This window comes from Bradyrhizobium sp. ORS 278, assembly GCF_000026145.1.
Taxonomy (GTDB): domain Bacteria; phylum Pseudomonadota; class Alphaproteobacteria; order Rhizobiales; family Xanthobacteraceae; genus Bradyrhizobium.
Map to the genome: position 1 here is coordinate 5,960,932 of NC_009445.1, position 13,049 is coordinate 5,973,980.

At 64.8% G+C, this 13,049-nt stretch carries 13 protein-coding genes; 4 read left to right on the forward strand and 9 right to left on the reverse strand.

The genetic code is table 11. The features are described 5' to 3' along the window. Positions 1–89: 89 nt before the first annotated feature. Positions 90–881: a helix-turn-helix transcriptional regulator gene (locus BRADO_RS26805; RefSeq protein WP_012029330.1), complete on the reverse strand. Its 792-nt coding sequence runs from the start codon at positions 879–881 to the stop codon at positions 90–92. 183 nt (positions 882–1,064) lie between these two features. On the opposite strand from BRADO_RS26805, the gene BRADO_RS26810 reads away from it, so the two are divergent. Then, positions 1,065–2,210 (forward strand): ABC transporter substrate-binding protein, encoded by a 1,146-nt coding sequence (locus tag BRADO_RS26810; RefSeq protein ID WP_041757747.1) that lies wholly within the window; start codon positions 1,065–1,067, stop codon positions 2,208–2,210. A 313-nt stretch (positions 2,211–2,523) separates the two neighbouring features. On the opposite strand, the gene BRADO_RS26815 is transcribed toward BRADO_RS26810, so the two are convergent. The 5 genes from BRADO_RS26815 to BRADO_RS26835 form a co-directional block, all read right to left on the reverse strand. Beyond that, the gene (locus BRADO_RS26815; RefSeq protein WP_012029332.1) at positions 2,524–4,158 is read right to left on the reverse strand and encodes a GMC family oxidoreductase; all 1,635 of its coding nucleotides are present in this window, start codon (positions 4,156–4,158) and stop codon (positions 2,524–2,526) included. Between the two features lie 63 nt (positions 4,159–4,221). After that, complete coding sequence (locus BRADO_RS26820) at positions 4,222–4,815, reverse strand: GNAT family N-acetyltransferase (RefSeq protein WP_012029333.1); 594 nt, start codon at positions 4,813–4,815, stop codon at positions 4,222–4,224. Between the two features lie 113 nt (positions 4,816–4,928). Further along, a complete protein-coding gene (locus BRADO_RS26825; protein WP_012029334.1) occupies positions 4,929–5,855 on the reverse strand; it encodes an SMP-30/gluconolactonase/LRE family protein in 927 nt (308 codons plus the stop codon). Positions 5,856–6,018: 163 nt separating this feature from the next. Then, entirely contained in the window at positions 6,019–6,858 is an 840-nt protein-coding gene (locus BRADO_RS26830; protein ID WP_012029335.1) for an AraC family transcriptional regulator, read from the reverse strand. 78 nt (positions 6,859–6,936) lie between these two features. Next, a complete protein-coding gene (locus tag BRADO_RS26835) occupies positions 6,937–7,299 on the reverse strand; it encodes a hypothetical protein (protein WP_041756982.1) in 363 nt (120 codons plus the stop codon). A gap of 134 nt (positions 7,300–7,433) precedes the next feature. On the opposite strand from BRADO_RS26835, the gene BRADO_RS26840 reads away from it, so the two are divergent. Beyond that, complete coding sequence (locus BRADO_RS26840; protein ID WP_012029337.1) at positions 7,434–7,706, forward strand: hypothetical protein; 273 nt, start codon at positions 7,434–7,436, stop codon at positions 7,704–7,706. A 637-nt stretch (positions 7,707–8,343) separates the two neighbouring features. On the opposite strand, the gene BRADO_RS26845 is transcribed toward BRADO_RS26840, so the two are convergent. After that, the gene (locus tag BRADO_RS26845) at positions 8,344–8,778 is read right to left on the reverse strand and encodes a cupin domain-containing protein (RefSeq protein WP_012029338.1); all 435 of its coding nucleotides are present in this window, start codon (positions 8,776–8,778) and stop codon (positions 8,344–8,346) included. 355 nt (positions 8,779–9,133) lie between these two features. After that, positions 9,134–9,790 carry a glutathione S-transferase family protein gene (locus BRADO_RS26850; protein WP_012029339.1) on the reverse strand — a complete coding sequence of 219 codons (657 nt, stop codon included), beginning with the start codon at positions 9,788–9,790 and terminating at the stop codon, positions 9,134–9,136. 184 nt (positions 9,791–9,974) lie between these two features. Between BRADO_RS26850 and BRADO_RS26855 the strand changes: the two genes are divergently transcribed. Continuing rightward, on the forward strand, positions 9,975–11,195 hold the full coding sequence (locus BRADO_RS26855) for a polyhydroxyalkanoate depolymerase (RefSeq protein WP_012029340.1): 1,221 nt from the start codon (positions 9,975–9,977) through the stop codon (positions 11,193–11,195). A gap of 28 nt (positions 11,196–11,223) precedes the next feature. Here the strand turns inward: BRADO_RS26855 and BRADO_RS26860 are convergent, their stop codons facing one another. Further along, positions 11,224–12,273, reverse strand: coding sequence for an AraC family transcriptional regulator (locus BRADO_RS26860; RefSeq protein ID WP_012029341.1), 1,050 nt, complete (start codon positions 12,271–12,273; stop codon positions 11,224–11,226). A 133-nt stretch (positions 12,274–12,406) separates the two neighbouring features. Here BRADO_RS26860 and BRADO_RS26865 point away from each other — a divergent pair, with 133 nt between their 5' ends. After that, positions 12,407–12,856 (forward strand): cupin domain-containing protein, encoded by a 450-nt coding sequence (locus BRADO_RS26865; RefSeq protein ID WP_012029342.1) that lies wholly within the window; start codon positions 12,407–12,409, stop codon positions 12,854–12,856. Positions 12,857–13,049: the final 193 nt, after the last annotated feature.

The window sequence follows — 13,049 nt, forward strand, 5'->3', positions numbered from 1 at the left end:
CTTCTCTCCGGATCGGACGGCGCAGGCTAGCTGCGGGCGCGCGCGGCGTCTGTCCCGGTGATGGGTGACATCTTGTTGCAAGGCCGGGTTCAGTTCAGGGGCTTCTGAGCCGTCATCAGCCGTAGCGCGATCGCGAACAGCTCGTTCTGCGACGCGATGCCGAGCTTTTCATACGCCCGCTTGCGATAGGTGAAGACGGAGTTGAGCGCTATGCCGAGATCGCCGGCGATCGCCTCTGAGGTGAAGCCTTCGAGGATGCGGCGGCAGACGTCCTTCTCGCGCGCGGTCAGCACCGACAGCGGCCCGCCTTCCGCGAACAGCCGCGCCAACTTGTCGGCAGGATTTTGCATGGTCGCATCGGCCTGGCAATGCCGCGCGACGATGGCGGCGACGATTGGCGCGGCCGCCGTGATGCGCTGCCGCTGCTCCCTTGTGAAGCCGCCCTGCGCGGCCGTCCGATAGAAGTTCACATAGGTGCAGTGGTCGCCGACCCAGATCGCGGTGGCCGCCTTGTCGACGATCTCGGAGTCCTCGAAGAACAGCTTGCGATAGCCCCTGGGATACATCCGGCGCGCGAAGTGCGGCAGCAGGATGTGACGCTGCGCCCCGCGCTCGCGGAAGATCACCTCGCGGTTGGGATCGGCGGTGTGGAAATGCTCCGAATAGGCGGTGCCGAGATCGGGCCCGATCGCGATGTTGCCGGTGCTAAGCAGGCAGCGCGCCGAGCGCTGGTCGGCGAAGGAGAACACCATGCAATGGCCGACATCGGCGACGGCGCGCAAGGTGTCGATCAGGACGGCTGGGAAGGACGGCTGGCCGATCGCAAGCACCAGCGCTCCGACGGCGCCGGTCGCATCGACGCCGGAGCTGATGGCCTCCATGATGGTCCCTCCCCGGATGTTCTGTTTGTTGCAGCCTAGCAGCAACGGCGGACAGCTGGAAGGCCGCCCGGCGTCACCAACCATGGGGACAGACGCGCCGCGGCGGCAGGGCTAGGCTTCGCGGCTCGAAGTCCCGGCCGATCAACGCGCCGGGCACGCCACGCCCAACAGGGAGAAACCATGATGAGAGCTGCGCTCACTGTGCTCGGCCTGGGCTTGACGATGGCGCTCGGCACGCCGGCGCAGGCCGACATCAAGGTCGGTATCGTGGTGTCCGCGACCGGCCCCGGCTCGGCGCTCGGACAGCCGCAGATCAAGGCGGTCGCTGCGCTGCCGAAGGAGATCGGCGGCGAGAAGATCGTCTACATCGCGCTCGACGACGAATCCGACAGCGTCAAGGGCCTGCAGAACGCGCGCCGGCTGGTGATCCAGGACGGCGTCGACGTCATCATCGGCTCGTCGCTGACGCCGGTCACGATGCCGATGCTCGACGTCGCGCTGGAGAGCCGGACGCCGTTATTGTCGCTCGCGGCCTCGACCGCGATCGTGCAGCCGATGGACGACAAGCGGAAATGGGCGTTCAAGGTCGTGCCCAACGACGACCTCATGGCCGCGGCGATGCTGAAATACATCGCCAGGAGCGGCGTCAAGACATTGGGCTTCATCGGGGTCTCCGACGGCTACGGCGAGGGCTACTATCAGGAGGTGACGAAGCTGGCGCCGAAGCTCGGCATCACCGTCACGACCCATGAGGTGTATGCGCGCGGTGACACCAGCGCGAGCGGTCAGGCGCTGAAGGTGATCGCGACCAATCCGGACGCGGTGTTCATCGCCTCAGCCGGCACGCCGGCGGTGCTGCCGCAGCAGGCGCTACGCGAGCGCGGCTATCAGGGTAAGATCTTCCAGACCCATGGCGTGGCGACACAGGAGTTCATCAAGCTCGGCAAGGACAGCGTCGAGGGCGCGATCTTCGCCGGCGAGGCGTTCTCGATCGCCGACGATCTCGCGCCCGAGGATCCGTTCCGCCGCGCCAACGACGCCTTCGTGTCGGCCTATCAGGCCGCCAACGGCGACAGGCCGAACATCTTCGCCGCACATCTCTGGGACACGGTGACGCTGTTGAAAGGCGCCATCCCCGGCGCGCTGAAGGCCGCCAAGCCGGGCACGCCCGAGTTCCGCGCCGCATTGCGCGACGAGCTTGAGCGCGGCAAGGACGTCTATCTCAACAACGGCCTCTCCACCATGAGCCCGACTGATCATAACGGCTATGATGAGCGCTCGGCGTTTCTGATCAAGGTCGAGGGCGGGAAATTCAGGCTGGTGAAGTAGGCAAGCTCGTGATCGAAAGCATAGTCTGCCGCGCAGGCGGTGCACTCCCCTCCCCCCTGCGGGGAGGGGTCGGGGGGGGGTCCACGAGTCCGACTATCAACGATGTGCGATTGAGCGCGCGCGAGACAGCCTACATCTATATATCTAGATGGCGACTCGCTATTGACGGCCAAGCACATCTGCCGAACGTGAGCTTACAACTTAGTTCAGCGCTCGGGGACCCCCACCCCCGACCCCTCCCCGCAAGGGGGAGGGGGGCGCACTGGTCGTGCGGCATGACGCGGGCTCGAACGATAAGCGGCAACGGCCGGGGTTAGGCCGACAACCTCTCCCCCGCCTGCACCTTGCCCAGAATCAGATCCGCCGCCCTGTCGCCGATCATCAGCGTGGCGGCGTTGAGGTTCGCCGAGATCATGCGCGGCATGATCGAGGCGTCGGCGATGCGGAGGCCCTGCAGGCCGTGGACGCGGAGCTGGTCGTCGACGGTGGCCCAGGTGGACTCGGCCGGTCCCATGCGGCAGGTGCAGCCGGGATGGAAAGTGGTGGTGGCGCGTTGGGTGGCGGCGGCGAGGAATTCGTCGTCGCTGTTCACCTTCGGACCTGGGAAGTCCTCATACGCGTAGTATGGCGCGAGCGGGGCCGAGGCGAGCAGCCGGCGCGCCAGCTTCATACCGGCGACGATGACGCGGCGGTCGAGCTCGGCGGTAAGGTAGTTGGTCTGAATCAGCGGCGGCGCGAACGGATCGGCGGAGCGGATGCGCACGTAGCCGCGGCTCTCCGGGCGCTGCTGCCAGGACGCCACCGTCATGCCCGGCTCGTCCTCGAGTTGGCCCTGCACGCCCTCCTTGTAGCTCGCCGGCGTGAAGGTGAGCTGCAGATCGGAGCTCTCGGCGGTCTCGCCGGAATGCCAGAAGCAGTAGACCATGGTCGGCGACAGCGACAGGATGCCCTTGCGCGTCACCGCCCATTTCAGCGCCTCGCCCCACAGATTGAGGCCGCGCGCGAGCTCGTTGATGGTCTTGATGTTCTTGACGCGCGCCACCGTGCGCGGCGCGTAGTGATCCTGCAGGCCCTCGCCGACGCTCTTCAACGCGTGCCGCACTTCGATGCCGTGCTCCTGCAGCAGCTCGGGCGCGCCGATGCCGGAGAGCTGCAGCAGCTGCGGCGAGTTGTAGGTGCCGCCGGACAGGATGACCTCTTTCCGCGCGCGCACCTCGACGGGCACGCCGCCGCGTCCGCCGCGGTGATAGCGCACGCCGACAGCGCGCTTGCCTTCGAGCATGATGCTCGTGGCATGCGCGTGGGTTCGGATCTCGACGTTCGGACGCTTGCTGGCGGGCTTCAGGAACGCCGTCGCCGAGGACACGCGGCGGCCGTTCTGGATGGTGCGCTGGACGTAGGAGACGCCTTCCTGGATGGCGCCGTTGTAGTCGGGATTGCGCGGAATGCCGAGCGACACGGCGCCGTCCATGAAGGCTTCGCACAGCGTGTCCTTCCACTCCATGGTGGTGACATGAAGACTGCCGTCGCGGCCGCGATACTGCTCGTCGCCGGCGCCGATGCGCTTCTCCATGCGCCGGAAGTGCGGCAGCACGTCGGAATAGCTCCAGCCGCGATTGCCCAGCTGTGCCCAGGTGTCGAAATCCTGGCTCTGGCCGCGGTTGTAGACGTGGCCGTTGATCGAGGACGAGCCGCCGAGCGTCTTGCCGCGCGGCGCGTAGATGCTGCGGCCGGCTGTGTAGGGCCCCGGCTCCTGCTGGTAGCCCCAATTGATGCTCTTCATGTAGAATGTCTTGATGAAGCCGGCCGGCAGATGGATGTAGGGATGCCAGTCGCGCGGACCCGCTTCCAGCACGCACACCGTCACCGACGGGTCCTCGCTGAGGCGGCTGGCGATCACGCAGCCGGCGGAGCCGGCGCCCACGATCACATAATCGAACGTATCCATCTCGTCTGTCGTCCCGGTCTCGTCATGCTGGCCGCGTGGCGCGGCACGGCGGCCATAGCGCGATCAGCGCGGCTTGTCATGCAGTTGATAATCGAGATGCGCCTTCACGGTCGGCCATTCCGCCGCGGTGATGCTGTACACGACGGTATCCCGCAGCGTGCCGTTCGGCGCGATCTGGTGGCTGCGCAGGATGCCGTCCTGCTTGGCGCCGAGCCGCTCGATGGCGCGGCGGCTCTGGTGGTTGAAGAAATGCGTGCGGAACTCGACCGCGATGCAATCCATCGCCTCGAAGGCGTGCGCCAGCAACAGCCGCTTGCACTGCGTGTTCAGCGCGCTGCGCTGCACCCGCTTCGCATACCACGTCGAGCCGATCTCGACGCGGCGGTTGGCGGCGTCGACGTTCATGTAGGTGGTCATGCCGGCGACCTTGCCGTCGGCGTCGAGCACCGTGAACGGCAGCATGTGGCCCGTGGCGAACAGGCCGAGCCGGCGCTCGATCTCCTTGGCCATGGTCTCAGGTTTCGGAACTGCGGTGTACCAGAGAGTCCACAATTCGCCGTCGCTGACGGCCTCGACCAGCGCGTCGTGGTGGTCTGGCGAGAGCGGCACGAGGCTGGCGTGCGTGCCGCGCAGAGTGACCGGTTCGAGAAAGGGCATGTCAGCAAATCCGTCATTGCGAGGAGCGCAAGCGACGAAGCAATCCAGAAGCGCGTGCGCGGCCCTGGATTGCTTCGCTGACGCTCGCAATGACGGCACTATCACGCGGAGCGTCACTTGTTCAGAAAATTCAGCGGCAACCCCGGGCGGGGCCAGTCCATGACCACCAGTTCGCCCTTGCCCGACAGCGTGATGTAGGCCGTCTTCAGCTCCGGGCCGCCGAAGGCGATGTTGGTGGTGACGCGGTCGCCGGTCGGGACCTGCTCGACCAAGGTGCCGTCGGGCGCGATCACGCTGATGCAGCCGGACACCAGCGTCGCGACGCAGACATTGCCGTTGGCTTCGACCGCGAGCGAATCGAACATCTGGTAGCCGCCCAGGCCACAGATCGGCCGGCCGCGCTCGCCGCGATAGATCACGTCGCGCGGCTTCACCGTGCCGGGCTCCGGCACGTCGTAGGCCCACAGCCGCGCGGTCGGCGTCTCCGCGATATAGACCGTCTTCTCATCGGGCGACAGGCCGATGCCGTTAGCCGGCAGAATGCCGTGCACGGCCTCGACGATCTCACTCATGCCCGGCTTGAGATAATAGAACGCGCCGACATCCATGTCGCGGGCGCGGCGCTTGCCGAGGTCGGAGAACCACAACCCGCCGTGGCGGTCGAACACGAGGTCGTTGGGCCCGCGTAGCTCGTGCTCGCCGCAATGGCTGACGACGGTCTCAACCTTGCCGCTCTGCAGATCGACTGTTTGGATCGAGCCGCCAACATAATCCTCGGGCTGCGGGCCCGGCATGATCATCTTGCCGGTCGGAATCCAAGAGAAGCCGCCATTATTGCAGATGTAGATCTTGCCGTCGGGTCCGAGGGCCGCGCCGTTAGGGCCGCCGGGAATCTGCGCCACGATCTCCTTGCGGCCGTCGGGATGGACCCGGGTCAGCCGGCGCCCGCGGATCTCGACCAGCACCACGGAGCCGTCGGGCATCACGACCGGCCCTTCCGGGAATTCGAGATCGGTGGCGAGCACGCGCATGTTGGACATCGGACGGACCTCCGCTGGTTACGCCGCGGTGCGGCGCCTTGTTGTTATCGGAGAGTTATCGCAAAGCCCGCGCAGCTTGCCAAGCAAGCGGCCGCACGGATCATCGCAGAGCAGCCCTGCTGCGGAACGCGCTTGCAGCGTCTCGACGCAAGTGTACGCGGCGTCAGCGAATCAACGGCAACCAGATCTCCAGGCCGCCATGGCCCGAGAGTGGATCGAACCGCTGATCGTAGCGCTCAAAGTTCGGCGCATCGGCGACCGCATAGCCGGACTGCGGCAGCCAGCGATTCCAGATCGTATGCACGGTGCGGCGAATCGACGAAATGTGGCCGGCATGGGTGAACACGGCGAATGTCGCCGGCGGCACGCGAACGCGGCTGAAAGTCCGCGGCAGATCGGAGAAGTCGGCCACCTCGACGCCGGCGACGTAGTCGAAATTACCGGCATCGTCGCCGTTGCAGCAGACCCCATAGGCGACTGTTCCGCGCCGTGCTGGAACCTCGTGCGTGATCGCGTTGAAGCGGCGCCACAACATCGGAATTCCGGCACCATTGTCGACGCTGACGCGCTCGCCGAGGCCGGCGACGAGCAGCGGCTCCGACGTGACGAAGCGCGGGGCGGGACAATCATCGAGCAGCGTCTGGTCCATGAGAATGGGCTCCTGCAGTGCGAGGCCATCGAGGCGCGCGGCGGCGCGGACCGACTCCGGCGTGACGCCGAACTGATCGCGAAACGCGCGGGTGAAGGCTTCGTGGGAGCCATAGTCCGCCGCCAGAGCCACACTGAGGATGTCGGGCGCACCATTCGCGAGCTCACGCGCTGCCTCGCTGAGACGGCGCAGCCGGACATAGCGCATGACCGAGAGGCCGGTCGCGGCTGCGAAGGCACGCACGATGTGAAAGCGCGACACGCCGGCGACATGAGCGATCTCATCGAGCGACAGCGGCGACGACAGATGACTCTCGATGTACCAGAGCGCCTTCTGAGCCGGGTTGGTGGACACGCCTGTCTCCTGACGAAGCTACCCATCATGGGCACAGGGTGCCTCGGCCGCTTGATCGTTATTGCACTGCGTGCGGGACTACTTGCCGCTCGGCTTTGCGTCCTTGGACGCATCTTTGGCCGCCGCAGAGTCGGCTTTCTTCTTCAGCTCGTCCGCGAGCCGGGCCTGCGATGCCTTCAGTTCGTCGATGACGCCCTGCTGAGACATGAGCGCCGCCTTCAGCGCCTGGATCTGGCGATTCGCCGCATCCAGCTTCTGCTGCTGATCGAGCGACTGCTTGGTCATCGTCTTCTGCAGGAAATCGATGTTGCTCTGCAGGCACGACGTGCGGCGATCCATCGCCTTTTCCGCCGTGCAAATCTCGATGCCCGGAATATCCTGCGCGTGCAGGGTGTTGCTGCTACACAATGCGAGCAGGGTTGCAGCCACGATTCGCTTCATCACAATTTTCTCATTGGCTTGCCCCACACATGATTTTGCGTGGAACCGGCGGAGTTTCCTGATTGATACCATACTGAGACCTCAATCGCGCATTGAAGTTCTGGCTGGGACCCGTTTTTAGGGAGATGGACAGAATGGCTACGCGCGAAAAACGGCTGGCGCAATTTGACGGCAGCGGTGAGCCACCGCCCGGTCAGACGGTCGAGGTGCTGTGCGAAGATCACAGCGGCACCTATCAGCTGCCGTTCCCATGTATCTACATTGATGGCAAATGGCACAACAAAGAATCCGGCGGCGCACTCGAAGCGACCGTCATCGGCTGGCGCTTCCCGCGCGCGCGTTATGACGAGCGCAATGGCCGCCGTCCGCAGCCGAGCTTCGTTGCTGATCGCGCTTCGTCTTATTGATCCCACCGGGCCCTGAGTTCGGCTCAGGGCCGGTCTTGCCGAAAATTTGGTTTTGAACGCAAATTGAGCATCACGACGGGATAGCATCATCAGCGCGCCGGCGATCACAACAGCAGTCTCCGTCGCGCATCGAGCGCCCCGTCGCCCCAAGCCAACCACCATTGGCGATCGATACCCAACAGAGAAGCAACAGCGCCGTCGCTCTACGCGACGGACAGCTTCATCACCGCGCGCCCACTTGCGCCGAGCTGAAAACGTATTCCTCCAGCATAGGCTCGCCATAGGTGGCACTGCGAGCCAATTCACGTGGTCGGCATCGTTGGACGATGCCCCCGCGCGCGCTCTCGACCGCCGCAGAATGAGTCGGTCTGAGTCCTGCCCCTGCTTCCCCGTCGAGCCGCCGGATTGAGGCGACGGTGTTTCAAAACGTGACGGTGCTGGGTTGCCGCCTTAATCCTTGGAACGCGGCCGGAACGAATCGCGTCCGAATCGGACGCTGCTCAAGGTACGCGACGCGTTCACGGCTACATGTCGGTCTCGCGTCGCGTGACCCACGACATGCTGAAGCGAAGCATCCGGCCGCGCAAGCGCGACCGGATGCCAGACGTTAACGGAGTTGCTGGAGAGCGAGACCTGTTCAAGCCCAGGGCGTCACCGGCGGCACCTTGTCGGTGGCCGGCGGCATCTCGACGGTCTTGAAATCGGCCGGGCTGACGATTTCCATATATTCCATGTCAGGGGAATAATCGTAGAGATAGTGCACGATGCCGGGCCGCTGATGCACGACATCACCGGCCTTCACCAAGGTCGGCTTGTCCTCGTACATGAAGCGCGCCCATCCCTTCATCATGATGACGATCTGGAAGTCGCAATCGTGACGGTGCCAGCCGGTGCCGTCGACCGGCGGACAATCCGGATTGGCCTTGACGAGGTGGCAGATCACCTGGCCGCCGGTGGCGTCGGCAATGCCGAGATCGCGATAGAGGAAGAAGTCACGCAAGCCACCGCCCTTGTAGTCGGTGTCTTCGGGCTTCACGTGCGAGAATTTGGTCACCACTGCATGCTGGTTCATGACGGCCTCCACCGGTTGATCGCGGCAGCGGCAACCCCTGAGGCCCATCGATCGGCCGCAACGGCCACCGCGCCCGAAAGCCCATTGTGCTATGCGAAAAGCACGCCACGCCCTGCTTGCAGCGCAAGGATCACTCCATCGCACCCGCAGGCCGATCCGAACTGATTGTTAACAACGGGTTTTCTTGAAGCCGCCGGGGAGCTCGACGGCCCGGCCGCCGCCTGCATTCTCGCTGACGGATGGGCCCATCCGACTTCAAATTGAGCAGCAACTGCCCGGGCGGTGAGCCGCTGACATCGTGAGGCCGGCGGCAAACGACCATGGCCGACGGCCGTCCCGACCGACCGGGCGGTGGCTAATACTCGACCTCGAGCTCCTCGATCTCCTCGGGCTCGGCCTTGGCCGCCGTGATCCATTCCTGCATCTCGGGCATCGCCATGATCAGGTCGGCGTAGGCCTTGAGCCGGGGCTCGAGCTTGACGTCATAGGTCACGAAGCGCGTCACCACCGGGGCGTACATCGCATCCGCCATGCCGCGCTGCTGTCCGAACAGAAATGGCCCGCCCGATTTGTCGAGGCAGTCACGCCAGATCGCCCAGATGCGGTCGATGTCGGCCTGGGCGCGGGTCCACACCTTGAAGCCAGGAAAATGGCCCTTGAGGTTGACCGGCAGCGATGCGCGCAAGGTGGTGAAGCCGGAGTGGATTTCACCGGAGATCGAGCGGCAATGCGCGCGCGCGATGCGATCAGAAGGCAGCAGACCGGCGTGCGGAAAGGTCTCGTTGAGATACTCGCCGATCGCCAGCGTATCCCAGATCGTCGCGCCGTCGTGCCGCAGGCAGGGCACCAGGATCGACGATGACAACAGCAGGATCTCGGCGCGCGCGGACGCATCGTCCGGGCCGACGACCAGCTCGTCGAAATCGAGCCCGGCAAATTTGGCGAGCAGCCAGCCGCGCAGCGACCATGACGAGTAATTCTTGCTGCTGATCGTCAACGTCGCTTTGGTCATCTCGCCCTACCCCTTTGTCGCTTGTCGCCTGGTCCGCCCGGCCGCCCTGTGCCGGCGGCAACACGCGCGGAGCCGGATACTCCAGCAGATTCATTGAGCAAGCGACATGCCAGTTTTTCAGGCAAGACTCCGCCGCGCTGGCTCCGATATTGCATATGCACAAGCATGTAATGGATCGGACCCGATGGCGCTGCTGTACCAAGCCTATCAGAACCACATGGACCTGACCGAGCCATGGCGCCAGGGCGCCGCGGCCGCCATGCGCTATCTCAATCTGATCCCGTCAGGCCTCTCCAGCCGCGCGATGCGGCGGCTGTCGGCAGCACTGGAATTGATCTCGCGCTCGGCGCTCACCTATGCGCGTCCGGCCTATGGCATCGACAGCGTCATGGTCGGCAATCGCGAGCTCGGCGTCACCGAGGAGGTGACGTACAAGACCCCGTTCGGCTCGCTGCTCCATTTCAAAAAGGACGGCGCGGCGGATCAGCCCAAGGTGCTGCTGGTCGCGCCGATGTCGGGTCACTTCGCGACGCTGTTGCGCGGCACGGTGAAGACACTGCTGCAGGATCACGACGTGTACATCACCGACTGGCACAATCCGCGCGATATTCCGCCGGGCCATGGCCGCTTCGGGCTGGAAGATTACACTGATCATCTCATCAGCTTCCTGGGCCAACTCGGGCCACGGCCGCACATGGTGGCGATCTGCCAGCCCTCGGTGTCGGCGCTGGCGGCGACCGCCGTGATGTGCGAGGGCAACCATCCGTCGCGGCCGGCGACGCTCACCCTGATGGCGGGGCCGATCGACACGCGCATCCAGCCGACCAAGGTCAACGAGTTCGCCAAGAGCAAGCCGATCGAGTGGTTCGAGGACAATCTGATCCACTACGTGCCCTTTCAGTGCCGTGGCGCGTTCCGGAAAGTCTATCCGGGCTTCGTGCAGCTCACGGCCTTCGTGTCGATGAATCTCGAGCGCCACGTCAAGCAGCACATGGATCTCGCCAATCATCTCGCCAAGGGCGAGGTCGAGAAGGCCGAGTCGATCAAGACATTCTATGACGAGTATTTCGCCGTGATGGACCTGCCGGCGGAGTTCTACATCGAGACCGTGCGCGACGTCTTCCAGGAGCATCTGCTGCCCCAGGGCAAGCTCATGCATCGCGGCAACCCTGTCGATCCGAAGGCGGTGCGCCGCATCGGACTGATGACGGTCGAGGGCGAGCGCGACGACATCTGCTCGATCGGCCAGACGCTGTCGGCCCAGGACATCTGCACCAATGTGCGCGCGTATCGCCGCGTGCATCACATGCAGGCCGGCGTCGGCCATTACGGCGTGTTCAGCGGCAAGAAGTGGAACAACGAGATCTATCCGCTGCTGCGCGATTTCGTCCACGTCAATTCGTGAAGTCAGTTCGTCAGGTCAGTTCGTCAGGTCAGTTCGTGAGCGGACCTCGGCCACGCTGCACGCGCTGCAGCGTGGCTGACGGCGTCTCTCCGAACTTGTCGCGATAGGCGCCCGCCATCCGTCCGAGATGGGTGAAGCCGAGCTCGAAAGCGAGGTCGATGATGCGCGTCTCGGGGCCGGCCGCCGTCAGTTGCGCGTTCAACCTGGCCAACCTGATATCCAGCAGCATGTCCGAGATCGACATGCCGAAATGGCGTCGGAAGCCGCCTTGCAGCGCGCGGATGCCGACGCCCGCAGCAGCTGCAAGCTGCGCCAGATCGAGCGGCTCGCTGGCCTGCGCATGCAGCAGATCGCGCGCCGTGCGCACCGCCCGCGGCAGATGGTCGATCTGGCCCGCATAGCGCCGGATGGCCTCCGACAGGCCGTGGCCCGACTGCTCGAAAAGCGCATCCAGCAGCGTTTCGCGCCAATCCGCTGCCGCCGCGACCGAGATGCGCCCTTGGCCACCGAGGCTCTCGGCCACGCCAGCAAGCGAGATCATGCGCTGCTGGAGCCGTGAACCCGCCGGCGCCGATAGCGCGATCTCGGGCTGGAATTCGACAGGCTGCACCGCCTGCCCGGACAGCGCCGCGGCGCGCTGCTCGACCAGGCTGCGATCGAGCAGCAGGATCAACTGGGCGCAGTCGTGCCACACCATGCGCGTCGGCAAGGTCGGAGACAGCAGTGATGCCGCCTGCTCCGGGTGAGACACGACCTCGCGACCGCCAGTCATGACCCGCGCCGTCCCTGCCAGCGGCAGTTGCACCAGGAAGAAGCGATCGAGACAGCCGGGATTGATCGCGACCGCGCCGCCATATGCGACGTAGTTGATGGAGAAGCCGTCGTATGCCGCGCAATTATGCAGAGCGAGGAAATCGCGCGCAGTCCCGGCCTGCGGCTGCAGCCCGTGCGGACAGAAGATGCGACCTATTTGTTCAGCCGCCTCATCGACATCGTGCGTTGCAACACGGCCGTAGGCGGCGAGCCGCGGCGATGAGGATGTTTTCCAACTGAGATCAGCGGCTGAAGACGTCGCCATGGCTCACATCATCCGTCGAAATCGTTTGAAACCTATAATAATTAGCAGCTGGCGTCGAGAGATTCGTTTTCTGGATAGACACCGCGGCGCGATCTGCTCGATCCTCACTTCGTGTGCAGCAAGGAGATCCGCCATGACCACACTGGAAAAAGGCATCACGCCCGCCGGCACCGGCTACGCCGGCAAGACCTGGAACATCCTCGGTCAGCTCTACTTCCCCAAGGCCGTCACCGACTCCACCTTCGCCTTCGAGACCAACAGCGATCCCGGTCAATTCGTCCCGGTGCACGTTCATCCCACACAGGACGAGTTCATCCTGGTGCAGGAAGGCACGCTCGACCTCAAGCTCGACGGCGTCTGGGTCAAGGCGCAGGCAGGCGATCTCGTGCGCATGCCGCGCGGCATCCCGCATGGCTACTTCAACAAGTCGGACAAGCCGGCGCGCGCGCTGTTCTGGGTGTCGCCGATGCAGAAGCTCGAGGCGCTCTTCAACATGCTGGATAACCTCGCTGACCCCGCCGAGGTGGTCCGTATCTCGGCGGAGCACGAGGTCAACTTCCTGCCGCCTGAAGCCAACGATTAGGCGACGGCGCCGCCCGCACCGGCGTATTGCAGGTTATCTCGGCATGACGCGCATTGAGCGCGATCGGCCTTCTGCGCCTTGCCGGATCGGCCGGCGCGCGGCCTCGATGCGTCTTTGATCGGCGGGATCAACCCCGCCGAATGTCGGCGATGCCTTTGCTTCGTCGCATGCTTCGGTCACGCCGGGCGACCTC

Excerpts from the sequence above, each read along its gene's own strand:
- BRADO_RS26805 (WP_012029330.1), bottom strand. The coding sequence starts at position 881 with ATGGAGGCCATCAGCTCCGGCGTCGATGCGACCGGCGCCGTCGGAGCG.
- BRADO_RS26810 (WP_041757747.1), top strand. The coding sequence starts at position 1,065 with ATGAGAGCTGCGCTCACTGTGCTCGGCCTGGGCTTGACGATGGCGCTC.
- BRADO_RS26815 (WP_012029332.1), bottom strand. The coding sequence starts at position 4,158 with ATGGATACGTTCGATTATGTGATCGTGGGCGCCGGCTCCGCCGGCTGC.
- BRADO_RS26820 (WP_012029333.1), bottom strand. The coding sequence starts at position 4,815 with ATGCCCTTTCTCGAACCGGTCACTCTGCGCGGCACGCACGCCAGCCTC.
- BRADO_RS26825 (WP_012029334.1), bottom strand. The coding sequence starts at position 5,855 with ATGTCCAACATGCGCGTGCTCGCCACCGATCTCGAATTCCCGGAAGGG.
- BRADO_RS26835 (WP_041756982.1), bottom strand. The coding sequence starts at position 7,299 with ATGAAGCGAATCGTGGCTGCAACCCTGCTCGCATTGTGTAGCAGCAAC.
- BRADO_RS26840 (WP_012029337.1), top strand. The coding sequence starts at position 7,434 with ATGGCTACGCGCGAAAAACGGCTGGCGCAATTTGACGGCAGCGGTGAG.
- BRADO_RS26845 (WP_012029338.1), bottom strand. The coding sequence starts at position 8,778 with ATGAACCAGCATGCAGTGGTGACCAAATTCTCGCACGTGAAGCCCGAA.
- BRADO_RS26850 (WP_012029339.1), bottom strand. The coding sequence starts at position 9,790 with ATGACCAAAGCGACGTTGACGATCAGCAGCAAGAATTACTCGTCATGG.
- BRADO_RS26855 (WP_012029340.1), top strand. The coding sequence starts at position 9,975 with ATGGCGCTGCTGTACCAAGCCTATCAGAACCACATGGACCTGACCGAG.
- BRADO_RS26860 (WP_012029341.1), bottom strand. The coding sequence starts at position 12,273 with ATGGCGACGTCTTCAGCCGCTGATCTCAGTTGGAAAACATCCTCATCG.
- BRADO_RS26865 (WP_012029342.1), top strand. The coding sequence starts at position 12,407 with ATGACCACACTGGAAAAAGGCATCACGCCCGCCGGCACCGGCTACGCC.